The following is an 18,496-nucleotide window of genomic DNA, read 5'->3' on the forward strand; positions in this document are numbered from 1 at the left end:
AAATTAGAATGAAAAGATTATTAGTTTTAGTAGTGGTTACTACTTTGTTGGTTAGCTGTGGAAACACTAAAATTTACAACGAAGCAGTTTCTAAAATAAGTGTTGCACAAGGTACAGTTCCTGCAAGTTTTATAAAAGATAATCAAGTGCTTTTAGTAAAGAATTTAGGAGGAGAATTGGCACAGATTTTCACAAAATATTACAAAGGAAAACATGAGTTTGTAAGCACTAAAGAGCTTGAAACAAATGATAAATATAAAGATGTAAGCACATACGCTTATCTTTTTGATTTTAAAGAATCTAAAATGCCTGAATATGGTAGTTTTAAAGATTTTTTTATGCTAGATAGAAAAGAAAATAAAGTTTACAGAACAGGTTTTTCTTCAACCAATAATCAAATGGTATTAAAAGCACATGCGAAAAAATTGGAGGAGATTAGAAAAAGTGACAATTAATAAAGATTTATAAAGTAAGAAATATGAAAAGAGTAATAATTGTTTTAATATCTGTATTGTTTTCTTCCTGTGGTATGATTATCCAAGGAGTTGCTTCTGGTAAAACATCTATAGAAAAGGGTGCTATTCCTCCTGATTTTGCAAATACAGATCACATTCTTTTATGTATGTTAGATGGTAAAAAGAGTGTTGATAAATACATGAAAAAGCATGTAGAAAAGAATTACAAAGGAAAGTATGAATTTGTTACTAGAGAAGATTTAAAAACAAAAGACAAGTATTCTGATAAAGATACATACAGGTATATTTTTGAATCTGAGAAAGGTTATGCACAAGGACAACCAGGAATGGGCGCAAGTACTTATTCAACAGGACCTGGATACAATGTTTACAAATATGGAATTTGGGATAGAATAAAGTTAGAAACTTATAGTAATGGAGTGTATTCAAGTTACTATGGTAAGTTAATAAAAGCCTATACCGTTAAAATGGAAAAGGTTAGAAGTGGTGAACTTTAATAAAATAAAAGTATCACATAACATTTTAAATTGATAACTGTATAATTCGAATAGTAAATAATTTGCTGTTTTATCAATTTTTAGGCACATTAATTGTAATAAGTAAAATAAATAAGACCCAAATACGTTATTTGGGTTTTGTTAGCATTAGATTTAAACCCGTTGTTTATCTTTACAGCGGCATAAATATTTGAATATGAAAAAAATAGTTACATACGTTTTACTATTTACCACAACTGCTATTTTTGGTCAAAGAATTAATTTTGAAATAAGAAATGATTCTATTGGAAATGTTTTTACCATTAGATCGCTTACTAATAAAGCTTTAGAAACTGTAGTAATTAAAGAACAGAACTTTAAAGTTGATATTAATTTTGATAAAGGCTACTATCTTTTAGAAAAAGAAGGCAATACAATTCCGCTATTTTTAAAGCCAAGTGACGAGTTTAATATCGCTTTCGATGCCAATAACTTTTACGAAACATTGGTGATTTCTGGACAAAACTCAGCAGAAAATTCATATTTATTAAGTAGAAAACAAATTTTTTTAAATGATGTTGGAAACTTAAAAAAGTATCATAAAAAATCATTTTACGAAGGAGATGAAAATGATTATTTAGTAAAGTTAGATGCACTTTACAATGATTTTTACGGAACCTTATTTTCTGGTGATCTAGATCAACAATTTGTTGATGATGAAATGAAGAATCTACAATATGCTTACTATTACGATATTTTACGATTTGAAGATGCTAAAAAACATTACAAGTTTACAGATAGTATTACAGTTTCTAAACGATTTTTACAGCCTTTAAACACTATTCATTTTGATAGTCAATTACTCTTTGAAAAATATCCAGATTACAAGAATTTGAGTATTTTAAAATGGAAAAAAGAAATTGAAAGATATCCTACTTCTACTGAAAAAGAAGAAGTCTTAAATTCTATCAGAACAGCGCCTTTAAAACAAGGTGTGTTATGGAGTTTATACAATGATATGGGTAGAGACAATCCTAAAATTACAAAAGAATATTTCAAGATAATAAAAACCTATGCTGAACGTAAAGAGTTAATTACAAAAGCAAAAGAAAAATATGATGAAATAAGAAATGTTGAAGCTGAGAAAAACTTATCTAAGTTTGATTACAGAAACATTCACGGAGAAGCGGTAAAACTATCAGATTATGCTGGTAACTATATTTTTATTGGTGCTTGGGCATCTTGGTGTAAAAGATGCTTAAAAGACTTCGAAAAAATAGAAGAGTTAAAAGAAAAGTATAGCGACAAACCAATTGTTTTTGTTGGAATTTCTTTAGATAATCAAGAAGATTTCAACAAATGGCTTACAGTAATTAAAGAAAAAAACTTAAGAGGTACTGGAGAGCATTTATTTTTTAAAGGAGATAAATCTAAATTCATTCAAGCATACGAAATGAGTGGAATACCTAGTTATATGTTGCTTTCTTTAAAAGGTTTAAAATTAGAAAAAAATCTAAGCAATGTATCAGTAAAAAAGGTAGAAAAGATGCTTGATAAATATTTAAATCCAGACAACTAATTTACAGTGGAGTGTTTTGTAACTTTGTCGGCGAATGAATGTATACAAAACACTTCAAATTGGAGAATTCCACACCCTTTATTGCGAAGACTTTTTATTATCAGAAAACATTTCTAACAAAAGAAAACTCATAGCCGTTTTAGACGGATGTACTATGGGAAAAGAATCTGTATTTGCTTCTATTTTATATGGAAAAATACTTCGAACAATAGCTAATAAAGAGTATTACAAAGAATTTGTTTCGAAACAAACGGCAGAAACATCATTGAATGATACTCTAAAAAATGTGCTGAACGAATTATTTTTTGAAGTAAAGAAAGTACAACAACAGTTAGATTTGTCTAAACATGAATTGCTCTCAACACTTATTTTAGGAATTGTTGATACAGATACTAAAAATGCAGAATTTATTGTAATTGGTGATGGTTTGGTTGTTTGTAATGGTCAAACATATGATTTTGAACAAGAAGACAAACCAGATTATTTAGGGTACCATTTACAGGAAGATTTTGAAAAATGGTATCTCAATCAAGATCAAAAACTTTCTTTTACAGAATGCTATGATATTTCTATTGCTACAGATGGTGTTTTTACGTTTAAAAACTTAAAAAGTGCTGCCAAACAAAGATCTGAAGAAGAACTCATACAGTATTTACTCGTAAGTACTGATGGGAATGAGTTTGAAAACATGTTAGATAGAAAAATTAAAAAGTTAAGAGATGACGAAAACCTAGTTGTTACCGATGATTTAGCTATTGTTAGGGTTGTATTATAAACAGAAAAAACCCTTAAGCAATAAGAATTGCGAAAGGATTTTATAATCAACCAAATAAATCTAAAATTTCCGTAAATTGGGGAAAATGGAAACTTTAAAATGAAAAACTATTCAAATACTTTTTTATAAAAAAGTATTATCTATTTTAAATACTATAACCCTTCAGATTACGGTGCAAAGATATTTTAGATCGCTATTTTTCAGGATGTAATATCGTTTGCAAACGTTTGTTCTATCGACTAAATACAAGTATAATCCGACGAGTGGTAAAATAGAGCTAAATCCCTTTAAAATAAGGAGTTGTAGGTTTGTTTACCTATGTTTATAAATAATTAAAAACCTACTTTTTTATAATGATAGTTTCAATTTTTTTTAGTTAAAAATAAGTAGTTTTTCATGTGTTTTTTTAAAACTAAATTTTAAAAGCTGTTTGTATCTTTGGAGTTTTTGAACAAAAAAGCTCAAATTTCATGCAAAACAATCATACAAGAAACTTATTAGGATTATTATTAGCTACTTTTTTTATAAGTACATCTGGAGTTTTAGGTAGATATATAGCAATGCCTTCTGAAGTGATTATTTGGTTTCGCTCTTTTTTTGCAATGATATTGTTAGGAGGGTTTTGTTTGTTAAAAAAAATCGATTTCAAATTAAAATCTCCAAAACATAGAGTTCCATTTATTATTGCTGGAGTTTTTATGGGAATACATTGGGTAACTTATTTTTATGCGCTCAAATTATCTAACGTAGCAATAGGAATGTTGTCACTCTATACTTTTCCGGTTATGATTGCCTTTTTAGAACCAGTTTTTTTGAAAGTAAAATTCAATCCAATATATATTCTTTTAGGTATTATGGTACTCTTAGGTTTATACATTTTATCTCCTAATTTTACTTTTGAAAATACAACAGTTCAAGGAATTTTATTCGGATTAATTTCAGCTTTATGTTATGCTATTCGAATTTTAATCTTAAAAAAGTATGTGACACAGTACAACGGAGTGTTATTAATGTTTTATCAAGTAGTAATAATTACAGTGTGTCTCTCTCCTACACTCTTTTTTATGGATATTTCTGGCGTTCAAACTCAATTTCCGTATCTAATTATGCTTGCATTAATAACAACGGCTCTAGGACATAGTTTAATGGTGTATTCGTTAAAGTTCTTTTCTGCCTCAACAACAAGTATCATTAGTAGTGTTCAACCTATCTTCGGAATTATTCTTGCTTTTTTGTTTTTGAATGAAATTCCAACTTTAAATACGTTTTTAGGTGGAGGTTTAATTTTAGCTACTGTAGTCATAGAAAGTATACGAAGTAAACGTTAGTGAATCAGTATGTAGTGGTTAGTTGTTAGTGAGTTTGTAAAGTTGAAAGTTTTTAATGTTAGAGGTTTTTCTTTTACCTCTTTATATTTTAGTTATGTCATTACGAACGGAACGCAGTTTAGTGAAGTAATCTTTTTTCGGTGAACAATTATCAGTTATCGGTGATCAATTTTAAGAAAAAAACTTCAATCTCATAGGCTACACCTGAAAATCAATAATAACTTTTAATTTCTAATATCGCATATCTATTATTGATTCAATTTATCTACAGTAATTACTCTAAATGTGTTTATGTTTATGGTAATTCTTAGATTATCTTCTTCATTATAAACATAGATATTCTTTCCTTTTCTAATAAAATTAGTTAACTCAGTTTTCTCAATAATACTAGGCAAAAGTTCCTCTATTTCTTGAGTTGAATACTTAGAATTCAGTTTTTTATTAATTCTACCATACACAAGTTCTGTATAACAGATATTAGATAAAATAACTTCTTTGTAGTTCATCGAGTTTATGGATTGTTTATTACAACGATATCATTTTATAAATATAATGAGAATATCAAATGTACTTCTCTCCTACAAATTTTAAACTAATTCTTTAACAAGGAATTCTTGTAAATTTTGTTCTGTTATTTGCTGAATATTCGGGAATAAAAACGATTGATCTTTAGTAGATTCAATAATATCTCTCTCGTAAAATTTTGTAATTAAATCTGACGGTCCAGGATTAAAAATAAACATGAAATCAGACATTTTTTCAAGCTCAGCTAATTGACTAGCAGTTCCTAAAATAACATCGTATCGTTGATTTTCGTTAATTAATAATGCTTTTCCTTTTTGAGTTAATCCGCCAGGAAGCGTATATTCAATATTATAACTATCTAAAGAGGTCCATGAACATTTTTCACCAATGTTATAACCTAAGTTTTCTAAATAATTTAAAAATAAGACTCCTTTATCTGTAAAAGTTAACGTATCTAATTCCGTTTTTACTATCTCATTTACATTGTCAGTTGTAAGTCCTTTATTAGTTGTTATTTTTTCAATAACTGAAGTACGTAAATCAGGAATTTCTCCATCTAAAGAAAATATGTTTGATGAAGGTATTTCATATTCCTTAACAGCAGAAGTTAACTGTGCTTTTATATGATCAGAAAATTCATCAGAAATTACATTAACTACACGCTCTAATACTTCTTTTATAGATCCACTAGCATCTACTATTTGAATTTTTTCATTCTTAACTTCTTGTAAATACTGAATAGCATTCAAGTATTTTTCTCGTGTTTCAGTTAATCCTTCTTCAAATAACTCTTTTGGTTTATTTCGAATATCCATCCTCTGATAACAAACCTCGTTACTGGCATTCATAAACAGCGTAACATCTGGTTTTGTAGCATGTTCATTTATTTTCATTACAGCTTCAAAAGGATGTTTTTCACTAGATTGATACACCAATGATGATAAGTAATAGCGATCGCAAATAACCATACTGTTTTCTTTAGAAAGCCAAGTGTTAATTTCTCTATTACAATGATCTAGTCTATTGGCAGCAAAAGCAGTCATTAATGTTTCGTTTGAGAAATTACGGATTTTCTTTTCTAAAATTTGTCTTATAAACAAACCACCACAAGATGGATCATGAGGTTCAAAAGTAAGTTTTACATTTTTCTCTAAGGTGTTTTGAATAAAATAAGATAATAGTTTAGCAATGGTACTTTTACCTGTTCCGTCCAGACCTTCTATGGCAATAAAAAGTGATTTCTTACTCATGATTTGATTGAAAATGTAATTGTTTTATGAAATGAATGTCACTTCGAGTGAAATTATTTGAAATAAAATGGAAAATAATTTAGTATAGAGAAGTCTTTAAATTGTTCTCGATACATTTTTATTACGTTATTACTTCATAAAATACTCGAATAGACATACGTCAAATTCTCGCCAAAGATAGTATTTAAATACTTTTACAATTACATTTTTCAAAGATTAAAAGGTATTATCTTGTAGAAACATCTTCATAATTTCTTCTAACAAAATCGAGAGCTCTCTCTAAAATTTGTCCCATACTTTCACTCTTTTTAAATGAAATATCTTTGGTAAAATCGTAAATCTGCATTTTTAATAACTCAATATTTTCATCCATAGAAATTACATCATTCTTCATACAAAAGATGAGTTCGTTTATTCTATCTTCAGATGATAAAATACGCTTAGCAACAATAGATCTTTCTTCTAATTTGTATTGTTCAATAGAATTTTCTTGAAGCTTCTCTCCTACTAGCGCTACCATCGGATAATTTTCTTTAAAAAATTGTGGATAATAAACCTTAAACTTTCCTTCAAAACATTGTTGATCAAAATCGATAGCACGAATTTTATACACCACATGATCAAAATCGTGAGTTGGTACAATTACATAATTATACGAACGCATGTCTCCTAATAAACGAATCATACAACGCTCGTTAAATTTGACAAATTCTTTGGCTATTTGCGACTTTTCTAGCTCAGAACAATTTGGCAACATTTCTTTAATAAAAGTATCACCCGGAATACCAGCTATGTGTTCTTCAATTAAAGTGTCTTTATACACTAAAAAGTTAAGATTGTAAGGAGATAAAATATGCTCTAATTCAAGTCCGTATACACGAGAAGCATCTGTTTTTTTGACATAAAAATACGTGTAGTTATCATTTAAAACATTACGAACTTTTACTCTAAAAGGTTTTGAGTTTCCGAAGGTACAATAATCAACCGCATCAATATTTAGGTATTGAATATTGTCTTCGTTACCATTAGAATGTAAAATGTTGTATACCTTTTTTAAACTCAAATCGATTTCTTGTCTATCAAATTCAGAATAATACACACGAATCCATAAAGTGTCTTCTTCATTTTTATCATACACTACTACAGATCCTTGAAAACGCAGTAAATCTTCATAAAAAATAGGAATTTTTATATTTCTACTGTGTTCTACCAAATAATCGTTTAAAAAATGATTAATAGGAAACGCAGGTTTCTTTTTAGACATTAACTTTTCTTCTGAATGCATAAACTGAGGGTGTTTTTTCAGTTGTCAATATAACAATAAAGAATAATCAATTTAGTAGGCAGTATGTAGTTTTTTAGTGTGTAATTGTAAACGTATTTGTATTTAGATAATGTCGAATATTTTACGATATGTTTTTTGGAATAGAATTTGTTACTGATAACCAAACTATTTAACTATGAAAAACTATAAATTATCTATTCCAAAGCCATGTCATGAAAATTGGAATGCTATGACACCTAATGAAAAAGGAAAATTTTGTAAATCATGTGCTAAAACTGTAGTAGATTTTACAAAAAAGACACCTAAAGAAATTCAGGAATATTTATCAGAAAGAAAAAATGAAAAAGTATGTGGTCATTTTTATCGAAAACAATTAGATAGTATTGTTATTCAAATACCTGAGCATACTTTTCATACAAATTTGTCTTTTCAAAAATCATTTATACTCATTTTATTGATAGTGATGGGTACTACGTTGTTTAGCTGTAAAACAGAAACTAACAAAATTCAGAAAATAGAAAAAGTTGAATTAATTGATAGTTTGCAAAAAATAGATTCATTGCCTGTTATTAATAAGCAAGATTCACTAAAAGTTAAGCCTCCAACATTCTGTCTTACACCACCAGAAGAACCTGATATTATGGGAGAAATACCTGTTGAAGGTGAAATAGAGATGGTAACACTTGGATTGGTAATTCCGGAAGAGCTAAATAAACCAATTTCTATATCTTTTGTAGATACCCCACCTAGATTTTTTGGGACTAAAAAAGTATCAAAAGAAGAATTAAAAAAGGTATTTGAAGAAAAGATGAAAGATTTTGTCATTAATAATTTTGATGCCAGTATTGCTCAAAACTTAGGTTTGTCTATAGGAAAGAAAAGGATAGCTTTTCAATTTACAATTGATTCTTTAGGAAATGTAATTGATATAAAAGTAAGAGCACCACATCCAACTTTAAAAAACCATACATTAAAAATGGTGCAAAAGCTACCAAAATTTCATGCAGGAGAACATCAAGGAGAAAAAGTTAGTGTTACATACACATTACCAATTACTTTTATGGTGGAGTAATATAAGTTGTAACCCCACTGTTTTAAAAAACTGTGGGGTTTATGTTAAAAGAAAAAAAACTTCAAGCTCCTAACTTCCAGCTTCCGACTAAAACCCTACACCTCAAATAACTTCCCAGGCAATGGCTTCACTACTCCATTCAGTTCCATTTGTACTAGTATAGAAGAAAGCTGATACACAGGAATTTCACAATTCAGTGCAATTACATCTAATAACTGTTTTCCATTTTTTAAAAGATAATCATAAACTTTTTGTTCAATGGGAGTTAATTGTAAAAATAATTGTGGTTGTATGGTTTTAGTTTCCTTTTGAAGATCCCAGTTTAGCATGGTTATAATATCTTCAGCAGAAGATAATAGATGAGCCTGATTTTCTTTAATCAAACGATTACAGCCTTTACTATAAACATCGCTAGTTCTGCCAGGAACTGCAAAAACATCTCTGTGATAAGAATTCGCAATATCAGCTGTTACTAAAGAGCCTCCTTTGTTCGCAGATTCAATAATGATGGTTGCTTTTGAAATACCAGCCACTACCCTATTTCGTTTTAAAAAATTTTCACGCATCGGATCTTCATCGTGCCAAAACTCAGAAATAAATCCACCATTATTCATAACATCTTTCATATATTTTTTATGAGTTTTCGGATAAATTTGATCAAGTCCATGAGCTAGCACAGCAATGGTTTGCAAGTCATTTTCAATAGCAGCTCTATGAGCACAAATATCAACGCCATAAGCAAAACCGCTTACAATAATCGGATTGTAAGGAGTTAAATCTTTGATAAGTTCATTACAAAAATCACGACCATAGTTTGTCATATTACGTGTTCCTACAACAGAAATAATTTTTGAATTATTCCAATTGATATTTCCGTCATAAAAAAACAAAATTGGGCTATCAATACAATTTGCAAGTGATTTAGGATAATTATCATTTAAATAAAAAGAATAAGCAATTTCTTTTTCTTTTATGTAAGAGAATTCTTTTTCGGTAGCTTTTATATAATTTTCATTTAATAAACCATCGACAATCAATTGACCAATACCATCAATTTTAAGTAAGGAAGATTTCTTTTCTTTAAAAATTTGTGAGGCACTTCCGGTAGTCTGAATTAATTTTTTAGCAATAATATCGCCAATTTTTGGCGTACGCTGTAAACGAAGTACAGCGAATAATTCTTCTTCTAGCATTTTTTTTCAAGTAATTAATTGAGGCACAATATACAATTTTTCATCTACAAGAATCCTAAATTATCCTTTGAAAACACAAAGAAATTAAGTAGTTTTGTAATTATGATGTTAGCGACTTATATTAAGGATTTATTATATAGATATGATTGTGTGATTGTACCAAACTTTGGAGGTTTTGTTACTAATAAAGTTGGTGCTAGAATAGAAAATGATACAATATATCCACCTAATAAACAGATTTCATTTAACAGTCAATTAAAACATAACGATGGTTTATTGGCTAATGAAGTTGCTGTTGCTAATAAAATATCTTTTGAAGAAGCGAATAAGCAAATTTCTGAAATTGTTTTACAATGGAATGTGAACTTAAAATCAGAAACTATTTCTTTAGAAGGTGTTGGTGTATTATCTCAAAATTCAGAAAATCAATTGTTTTTTGAGCCTAACAAGCAAACAAACTTCTTAACAGAATCTTTCGGTTTAGCTCCAGTTACCGCTTCAGTTATTGAAAAAGTACAAGAAGAGGTAATTCCTGTTGTTGCTGAAGAAGAAGCTACAGAAAGCAAAGTAGTAACATTACAAAAAGAAAGAAAATCTTTCGGATTTGTAAAATACGCTGCTGCTGCGGCTATCTTAGTTGCTGGTGTAGTTGGGGTAAATCAGTATCAGAAGAATTCACAAATCAATACGTTAGCTATTGAGCAAGATGCTATTGAGCAAAAAATTCAGAAAGCTACGTTTATTATAGATGATGAATTGCCAACAATTAACTTCAATATTTCTAAAGAAAATAGTAATCATAAAATTCATATTATAGCAGGAGCTTTTCAGTCAGAAGTTAACGCTAATAAAAAGATTGAAGAGTTACAAGCTAAAGGGTATGATGCTAAAATTTTAGGAAAAAATAATTGGGGCTTAACTCAAGTGTCAGTTGGTAGCTTTGCAACTAAAGAAGCAGCACAAGAAGTTATTGAAGAGGTGAGAAGTAACACATCTCCAGATGCTTGGATTCTTGTAAAATAACAACTAATTTCTATTTCTTTATTTAATATGAACAGCACACTAATTTTAGTGTGTTTTGTATCTTTGCAAAAAATAACGAATGAGAACTAAAACTCCTAAAGAGTCATTAACAGTACTTACCGATCTTGTTTTACCAGGAGAAACAAATTATTTAGATAATCTTTTTGGTGGTGAATTATTAGCCAGAATGGATAGAGCTTGTAGTATTGCTGCTAGAAGACATTCTCGTAGAATTGTGGTAACTGCATCTGTAAATCATGTAGCTTTTTCAAAATCGATACCAGTAGGTAGTGTAGTAACATTAGAAGCTAAGGTTTCTAGAGCTTTTACATCCTCTATGGAGGTATTTGTAGATGTTTGGATAGAAGACCGTCAATCTGGAGAAAAAACAAAGGTAAACGAAGGAATTTACACGTTTGTAGCTGTTGATGAAACCGGTAAACCTGTACCTATTGCTAAAATAGAGCCTGAAACAGATCTAGAAAAGCAACGTTTTGAAGGTGCATTAAGAAGAAAACAGTTAAGCTTAGTGTTGGCTGGTAAAATGAAGCCAGATGAAGCAACAGAGTTAAAAGCGCTATTTACTTCATAAAGAATACTTTTTATAAAGTTATAAAGCCTAAAAGTGAAAATTTGAATCTTCATTTTTAGGCTATTTTTTTGTCTTATTGTGAGATTTTTAAATAGAAATCAATATTGTTTTTTAGGAGTTGTTTTCTGATGTATTTTATCAATATCTCCATTTTCTGAAAGCATGATAGCAATAGCTCTTGTTTTTTCAAACTGAGAAAAAACAATAATCATAATAACTGTAATAGGTACAGATAAAACCATACCTGTAATTCCCCATATTTTTCCCCAAACAGAAAGGGCTAGAATTGTTACTAGCGGACTAACATTTAATGATTTTCCGAATAACCTAGGTTCAACAACATTACCTACAACTACTTGAATTGCTCCAACAGCAACAAGAATAATTATAAAAGGGGTAAGCTCTCCAAATTGTAATAAACTAAAAATAGCAGGGAACAAAGTACCAACTAAAGATCCAATAGTAGGAATATAGTTTAAAAGAAAGATTAAGAAAGCCCAGAAGGGTGCGCTATCTACACCTACCATTAATAAAACAAAGTAGCTTAAAACACCTGTTAATAAGCTTACGTAGGTTTTTAACCGTAAGTAACTAGAGATAGAATCTTCTATTTTGTCTAACATTATTTGTATGCTTTCATAACTATCGCCTTTACTAAGAATTTTATAAAGCTTTTCAATAAAACTACGCTCTTCTAAAAAGATGAATAAGGCATAAATCACAATCATAAAAGTATCTCCTAAAAGACCACTAACACCGTTAGCTAAATCACCTAAAACTGAACCATAATTAAAATCGCCCAATAATGATTTTATAGAAGTTAAAATATCTACATTCAAATAATTACCCAGTTCAGTAATAATCTTTTCTACGTTTGGTTCGTATTCTTGGTAAGAATCAGTAACATCGGTAACGCTATTTGTAACAATATCAGATACAAAACTAAATGCTAAAATGATAATTGAAAAAACAATTACATTACTTAACCATTGAGGAATAAATTTTTTAGTAAAAGGAATTCTATAAATTGATTTGCGAATTTCTCGTGTAAAAAACCAAAAAATAACAGCAAAAAGAAAAGGAATTAAAATGCCTTTACCAATTACCAATACAGTGATAATTGCTACTAAAACAATAATAAAATTAGAAGCTTTATTCATAATTAATTAGTTCTTATCCATTTAGCTGGGTTTAATGGACTGGTGTTTTTATACAAAACAAAAACCAGATGAGTTTTACCGGTTACTTTATCAGTAAAAATGTTTCCTAAAGAAGTACCTGTTTTTACATTGTCTCCTTTTTTAACAAAAATATCTCTTAAGTTAGAGTAGGTGGTAATGTAATCACCATGTTGTACCATAACACTTTTAGTACCTTTTCCAGATTGTGCTATGCTTAAAATTTTACCATTAAAAACACTTTTAGCTACATCACCTTTTTTACCACGTATATGTAAACCTGTACTATTAATTGTAATAGATTTAAATGTAGGGTGAGGTTGTACACCAAATTTTCTAGTAATAATTCCGTCTAAAGGCCATGGTAAAAGTCCTTTATTTTGTTCAAAATTAGCTTTTAAAGCTTTTTCCTTTTTGTTTAATAAAAGTTCTCCCTTTTTAGCTTTTCCTTTTTTTCCTTTGTTAGCCTTTGCAATTGCTTCTCTAATAATTTTGTCTATTTTTTTGGCAACTGCTTTTTCTTCTCTAATTTTTTTCTGAAGCTGACGCTTGTATTTTCCTTCTTGATTTTTAATTTTTACAACTAAATCTTCTTGCTCTTCTTTTTCATTTTCAATTTTTTTCTTTTGATTTTTTTCTGAAGCAATTAGCTGTTTCTTTTGATCTTTCTTTTTGATTAAAGAATCATTTAAACGCTTTATATCATCAGTTTTGGTAATAATTTTCTCACCTTGTTTTTTTCTATAGCGTTTATATTGTTCTATGTATTTAATTCTTTTATAAGCCTGTAAAAAGTTTTTAGAAGAAAGTAAAAACATTGTTTTACTTTGCTGCGATTTGCTCTTGTACGATTTAAAAACCATATCAGCATAGTCAGCTTTTAAAGCATCTAACTCTTTATTGTTAAGGCTAATCTTTTTTTCGTTTTGTTCAATTTCTTTAGTTAGTTCTTTACTCTCTAGTTCAATAGTTTCTATTAAATGTGCTCTAACAGTAATTTTCTGACTTAAATCTTTAAGATCATCTAAAGCATTAGATTTCTCTTTTTTTGTTTCAACTAATAAACTATTGTATTTCTTAATTTCGCTATTAAGTTTTTTGCGGCGTTTTTCTAGCTGTTTTCTCGATTGTCCATGTGATGACAACCCAAACATTAGAAAACTTAAAATAGATATGTAAAAAAGCTTTTTCACTATAGTTTTATTTCTTTATAACCTGATGGTATTTTAAAAGGCATACTCAGTTCTTCATTAAATACAATAGAGCGAACTGTAAGATCTATGTTTGTAAATTTATTTTTCTCTGTTGCTTTAATGCTAGTAGTTTTAGGAAAAAGAATTTCATTTTTATTAATATATTCAGGATATGTAATACTTAATTCTTGTTCTTTTAAATCATTAACTACAAGCTGCTTGTTTAATTTATAATTCTTAGGATTTATTAAATAAAAAAGATCAAATAGGGGAGATTGCTCTTTTGGATATACTTGATATTGAACTCCTTTTATTTCTGAAGTATGTTTAGACGCGTTCAAATCAAACACTGCTTGTCCCAGTAATATGTTTTGTAGTTGATAAAAGTTTACATCAATTCCTAAAAGTTTTTTAAGCATTGAAAAATCACCTTCAAAATAATTCTTTTTGTAAGGAGAATAAAAACTTACTTTTTCAGGAGTAATTTTAGCTTTAAAAACAGTGATGAGTTTGGTTCCTTTCAACCAAATAACTTCATCTTTTTTAATTTTCATTTTTACTGAAAACCCTATTTTTTCGTCATTACTTTTATAATTTACTTTAAGTTTGGCATCAGCCGTTTTAAAGTTAGGTGTAGCTGCTAGGTGTTTTTTAGCAATTTTTCTTGCAGACATTCTTTTAATAACGTCTCCATTTTCAGTAACTACTTTTGTAGATTTACACGATACTAATACTAGGTTTACTAATAAAAAAGCAACCAATAATCTCTTCATACATTATTTAATTTTCTTCTGATACTTATTTGCATTTTTAGCATCTCCAATGGCTTTATATGCTTTTACAATTTCTGAATAAAATTGATTTTCTAATTGAGTATCATCAATAACAAAATCAATACCATTTTGTAAACTTTCTATCGCTTTTTTGTGTTCTTTTTCTTTATTCAGAGCTTTTCCATTCATTAAATACACAAAAGGTTGTGCCGGAAATAAAGAAATTCCTTGCTCACTAAATGATAATAAATCACGATCATTTTTCTCATCTAACTGAGAGAGTAGTTTTGAAAGTACTTTGTAAGATTTTTTCTCTTTAAAAAGTACTTTTAAGTCTGTGTTTTCGTTGGCAGGAATTGTTTTCTTTGCTACTGTAGGTTTTGCTCTTTTTTGATTTAACTGAGCTTTTAAAGTTAAAAGTCTAGAGTTTAACAATTTTGCATCAGCTAATTTTTGTAGTAATTTTTTAGCTTTTTTACGATCACCTTTTTGTAAGTATAAATATACTAGAGGTATTTGTTTCTTTGGGTTTTTCTCGCCTATTTTTAGTTGAACTTCTATGGCTTTATTAAAGTTTCTTTGCTTTTTAAATACCGAAACTAAATGCTCTAATAACCAAATATTTTCGTTGTCAATTGCTAATGCTTGATTTGCATATTCTTCTGCTTCTGGAAGCTTATTTAAAGACAGATAGTTTTTAGATAGTTCAAATAATACAGCTTTGTTTTCTGGCATTATAGAATTACACTCTTCCAGATCTTCAATAGCTTTTTGATGATTATTAATAGCTTTATTAGTAATAGCATCAAAAAACTTTTGTTCAAATTCTACGAGTTTTTTTTCCTTAATTCCAGCTTCAAGAGTAATACTATCTTGTGCAAAAGAAAAGAAATAAGAAAACAGCAAAAACAATACAAAAAAGTATGTTTTTGCTGTTTGCTGTATGTGTTTTTTATGTAAGTTGTGTATAGTCACCAATACTTATAGATGTAAATTTTCCATTAAATTTAGCAAAATTACCGATCATTGCATTATCAAATGATGCATTTTTAATTTCTACATTCGTTTGAATCAAAGAATTGGTGATTGTTGCGTTTTCAACGACACTATTTTCTCCAATAGAAACATGAGGACCAATTTTACTGTTTTTTAAAACAACATTATCACCAATATAACAAGGTTGAATAATTTCAGAGTTTTCTAAAACAACGTTTTTAGCTACTAAATTATTACCATCTGCATGCTCAAAATCTAATACTTGCTTATTTGTGTCAACCGTAGGATCTTTTTTACCACAATCCATCCAAGCATCAACTTTTCCAGGTACAAATTTAGCACCTTGATCCTTTAAAGAGTCTAAAACATTTGTTAATTGATATTCATTATTCTCTTTTAAATCATTATCAATCAAATACTGAATTTCTTCTTTTAGCTTGTTACCATCTTTAAAATAGTAAATACCAATAATTGCTAAGTCTGACACAAAATCTTTTGGTTTTTCAATAAAATCAACAATAAAATTATCCTCTAATTTTACTACACCAAAAGCACTAGGATCCTCAACTTGTTTTACCCAAATAGCACCATCAGCATTGGTGTCTAAAGTAAAATCTGCTTTAAATAATGTGTCAGCATAAGCTACAACACAAGGTCCATCTAAAGATTCTTTAGCACAATATATAGCGTGGGCAGTTCCTAAAGCTTCTTCTTGTACATAAACAGAACCTTTAGCGCCTAAATTTTCGGCAATGGTTAATAGGTTTTTTTCTGTACTTTCTGGAAATCCTTTTTTAGCAGGACCAATAACAAAAGCAATTTCATCAATTTTTTGATCTATTACTTTGCTAATATCTTCAACTAAGCGTTGAACAATAGTTTTACCTGCAATTACTGTTAAAGGTTTAGGGGTTGTAAGTGTATGAGGTCTTAATCGAGACCCAACACCAGCCATAGGCACTATTATTTTCATTAAATCTTTACTCTTTTTGATTAACAAACGCAATATACCACTAATATTTTTCTTGAGAAGAATATTAGCTATCTCTGCTCAATATCTGTAGGCTTTTAGGAGAGCTTTTCTTTTTTATACTAAATGCCTTTGGGAATAGCGTTAATTAATGATTTTGTGTAAGTTTTTTTTGGATTTTCATAAATTTCATCGGCATCATTCATTTCTTCAATTTCTCCTTTGTTCATTACAATTAATTGATCAGACATGTATTTAACCACGGATAAATCGTGAGAAATAAAAATATAAGTAAAGCCAAATTCTTGTTTTAATTCATTTAATAAATTTAAAACTTGAGCTTGAACAGAAACATCTAATGCGGAAACAGATTCATCACAAATAATAAGTTTAGGTTGTAAAGCTATTGTTCTTGCAATTCCAATTCGTTGTCTTTGTCCGCCTGAAAACTCATGTGGATATCGATTAAAATGTTCTTTTTGTAAGCCTACTTTTTCTAATAATTCGTACACATAAGCAATCCTTTCTTCTTTAGTAGATAAAATTTGGTGAACTTCCATAGGTTCAAGAATCGCTTTACCTACAGTAATTCTTGGATTTAAAGAAGAAAAAGGATCTTGAAAAATAAGTTGAATTTCCTTTTTTAATTCTTGTTGTTGTGATTTGTTTAACTCAGTAATATCAAAACCTTTGTAAAAAATTTGTCCTGAACTTGCTTTTTCTATTTGTAAAATAGTTCTACCAAGTGTTGTTTTTCCGCAACCAGATTCTCCAACCAAACCTAAAGTTTCTCCTTCAAATACAGAAAAAGTTACATTATTTACAGCTTTTACAATAGTTGGTTTTGAAAATAAAAATGAAGAGGAAATATATTCTTTGTGTAGGTTTTTAATTTCGAGTAAAGGAGTATTATTGTAAAGTTTTTCATGAAAACTAGCTCGTTCTTCTTTAGTGTATAAGTCATTCGTTACAGAATTTGCAATAAAATCACTAACTGTCGGAAGTTTTTTAAATCTTACATCTAAACTAGGCTTAGAGTTGATAAGTGCTTTTGTGTAATTTTCTGTCGGATTTTTAAACACATTGTTAACAGTTCCTTTTTCAATAATATTACCCTTGTACATTACTATAATTTCATCAGCAATTTCAGATACTAAATTCAAATCATGAGAAATGAATAATATTCCCATTTTGGTTTCTTTCTGAATCTCTTTCAATAATAAAATTATTTCTTTTTGTACGGTAACATCTAAGGCAGTTGTTGGTTCATCAGCTATTAAAAAATCTGGTTTACAAGCTAAGGCAATAGCAATCATTACACGTTGCTTTTGTCCACCGCTTATTTGATGTGGATATGCATCAAAAATTTGTGCCGCCCTTGGTAATTTTACTTTTTCAAATAAACTAATCACTTCATTTTTAATTACTGAAGAAGATAGTTTAGTGTGTGCTTTCAGAATTTCAGCAACTTGTTTTCCACAGGTCATACTTGGGTTTAAAGAACTCATAGGTTCTTGGAAAATCATGGAGATTTTACGACCTCTAATTTGTTGAAATTCTTTTTCATGTAAAGAAATAAGGTCAGTTTTATTCAAGAAAATTTCACCTTTAACTGTAGCTTCTTTTGAAAGAAGTCCCATAATAGCTTTTGAAGTTATCGATTTTCCACTACCACTTTCACCTACTAAGCCAACTATTGTGTTGGGTTTTAGTTTGAAAGATATATTATTTAAAACAGTAGTTTTTTTAAAAGAGACAAAAAGATTTCTAATATCCACCATAGAAACAAAACTATTGATTTTAATTAACTAA

At 28.9% G+C, this 18,496-nt stretch carries 18 protein-coding genes; 8 read left to right on the top strand and 10 right to left on the bottom strand.

Annotated features, from left to right (window positions below; genetic code table 11):
* The first annotated feature begins 8 nt into the window (after positions 1–8).
* The 5 genes from EYW44_RS08135 (at position 9) to EYW44_RS08155 (ending at position 4,634) form a co-directional block, all read left to right on the top strand.
* Positions 9–455 carry a hypothetical protein gene (locus tag EYW44_RS08135; RefSeq protein WP_132723172.1) on the top strand — a complete coding sequence of 149 codons (447 nt, stop codon included), beginning with the start codon at positions 9–11 and terminating at the stop codon, positions 453–455.
* 23 nt (positions 456–478) lie between these two features.
* The gene (locus EYW44_RS08140; protein WP_132723173.1) at positions 479–973 is read left to right on the top strand and encodes a hypothetical protein; all 495 of its coding nucleotides are present in this window, start codon (positions 479–481) and stop codon (positions 971–973) included.
* A gap of 196 nt (positions 974–1,169) precedes the next feature.
* The gene (locus EYW44_RS08145) at positions 1,170–2,531 is read left to right on the top strand and encodes a TlpA family protein disulfide reductase (protein ID WP_132723174.1); all 1,362 of its coding nucleotides are present in this window, start codon (positions 1,170–1,172) and stop codon (positions 2,529–2,531) included.
* A 34-nt stretch (positions 2,532–2,565) separates the two neighbouring features.
* Positions 2,566–3,306, top strand: coding sequence for a protein phosphatase 2C domain-containing protein (locus EYW44_RS08150; RefSeq protein ID WP_132723175.1), 741 nt, complete (start codon positions 2,566–2,568; stop codon positions 3,304–3,306).
* 470 nt (positions 3,307–3,776) lie between these two features.
* Entirely contained in the window at positions 3,777–4,634 is an 858-nt protein-coding gene (locus EYW44_RS08155) for a DMT family transporter (RefSeq protein ID WP_132723176.1), read from the top strand.
* Positions 4,635–4,882: 248 nt separating this feature from the next.
* Here the strand turns inward: EYW44_RS08155 and EYW44_RS08160 are convergent, their stop codons facing one another.
* The 3 genes from EYW44_RS08160 to EYW44_RS08170 form a co-directional block, all read right to left on the bottom strand.
* The gene (locus EYW44_RS08160; RefSeq protein ID WP_132723177.1) at positions 4,883–5,140 is read right to left on the bottom strand and encodes a DUF3781 domain-containing protein; all 258 of its coding nucleotides are present in this window, start codon (positions 5,138–5,140) and stop codon (positions 4,883–4,885) included.
* Positions 5,141–5,221: 81 nt separating this feature from the next.
* Entirely contained in the window at positions 5,222–6,409 is a 1,188-nt protein-coding gene (gene tmk / locus EYW44_RS08165; RefSeq protein WP_132723178.1) for a dTMP kinase, read from the bottom strand.
* A 226-nt stretch (positions 6,410–6,635) separates the two neighbouring features.
* Positions 6,636–7,694, bottom strand: coding sequence for a hypothetical protein (locus EYW44_RS08170; RefSeq protein WP_132723179.1), 1,059 nt, complete (start codon positions 7,692–7,694; stop codon positions 6,636–6,638).
* Between the two features lie 175 nt (positions 7,695–7,869).
* On the opposite strand from EYW44_RS08170, the gene EYW44_RS08175 reads away from it, so the two are divergent.
* A complete protein-coding gene (locus EYW44_RS08175) occupies positions 7,870–8,766 on the top strand; it encodes an energy transducer TonB (protein ID WP_132723180.1) in 897 nt (298 codons plus the stop codon).
* A 95-nt stretch (positions 8,767–8,861) separates the two neighbouring features.
* Here the strand turns inward: EYW44_RS08175 and dprA are convergent, their stop codons facing one another.
* Positions 8,862–9,959 (bottom strand): DNA-processing protein DprA, encoded by a 1,098-nt coding sequence (gene dprA, locus EYW44_RS08180; RefSeq protein WP_132723181.1) that lies wholly within the window; start codon positions 9,957–9,959, stop codon positions 8,862–8,864.
* 102 nt (positions 9,960–10,061) lie between these two features.
* Between dprA and EYW44_RS08185 the strand changes: the two genes are divergently transcribed.
* Both EYW44_RS08185 and EYW44_RS08190 read left to right on the top strand, forming a co-directional pair.
* Positions 10,062–10,982 carry an SPOR domain-containing protein gene (locus EYW44_RS08185; RefSeq protein WP_132723182.1) on the top strand — a complete coding sequence of 307 codons (921 nt, stop codon included), beginning with the start codon at positions 10,062–10,064 and terminating at the stop codon, positions 10,980–10,982.
* Positions 10,983–11,061: 79 nt separating this feature from the next.
* Positions 11,062–11,574 (top strand): acyl-CoA thioesterase, encoded by a 513-nt coding sequence (locus tag EYW44_RS08190; protein WP_132723183.1) that lies wholly within the window; start codon positions 11,062–11,064, stop codon positions 11,572–11,574.
* A gap of 98 nt (positions 11,575–11,672) precedes the next feature.
* Here the strand turns inward: EYW44_RS08190 and EYW44_RS08195 are convergent, their stop codons facing one another.
* From EYW44_RS08195 to EYW44_RS08220, 6 genes are all read right to left on the bottom strand, one after another.
* Entirely contained in the window at positions 11,673–12,734 is a 1,062-nt protein-coding gene (locus EYW44_RS08195) for an AI-2E family transporter (RefSeq protein WP_132723184.1), read from the bottom strand.
* A gap of 2 nt (positions 12,735–12,736) precedes the next feature.
* Positions 12,737–13,945, bottom strand: coding sequence for a murein hydrolase activator EnvC family protein (locus EYW44_RS08200; protein ID WP_243643625.1), 1,209 nt, complete (start codon positions 13,943–13,945; stop codon positions 12,737–12,739).
* Positions 13,945–14,718 carry a DUF4292 domain-containing protein gene (locus EYW44_RS08205; protein WP_132723185.1) on the bottom strand — a complete coding sequence of 258 codons (774 nt, stop codon included), beginning with the start codon at positions 14,716–14,718 and terminating at the stop codon, positions 13,945–13,947. The genes EYW44_RS08200 and EYW44_RS08205 overlap by 1 nt, the downstream gene beginning before the upstream one ends.
* Positions 14,719–14,721: 3 nt before the next feature.
* The gene (locus EYW44_RS08210; protein ID WP_373681053.1) at positions 14,722–15,693 is read right to left on the bottom strand and encodes a tetratricopeptide repeat protein; all 972 of its coding nucleotides are present in this window, start codon (positions 15,691–15,693) and stop codon (positions 14,722–14,724) included.
* Positions 15,671–16,687 carry a sugar phosphate nucleotidyltransferase gene (locus EYW44_RS08215; protein ID WP_132723187.1) on the bottom strand — a complete coding sequence of 339 codons (1,017 nt, stop codon included), beginning with the start codon at positions 16,685–16,687 and terminating at the stop codon, positions 15,671–15,673. The genes EYW44_RS08210 and EYW44_RS08215 overlap by 23 nt, the downstream gene beginning before the upstream one ends.
* 119 nt (positions 16,688–16,806) lie before the next feature.
* Positions 16,807–18,465 (bottom strand): ABC transporter ATP-binding protein, encoded by a 1,659-nt coding sequence (locus EYW44_RS08220; RefSeq protein ID WP_132723188.1) that lies wholly within the window; start codon positions 18,463–18,465, stop codon positions 16,807–16,809.
* Positions 18,466–18,496 lie beyond the last annotated feature (31 nt).

It is taken from the genome of Tenacibaculum sp. M341, assembly GCF_004337695.1.
Classification (GTDB): domain Bacteria; phylum Bacteroidota; class Bacteroidia; order Flavobacteriales; family Flavobacteriaceae; genus Polaribacter.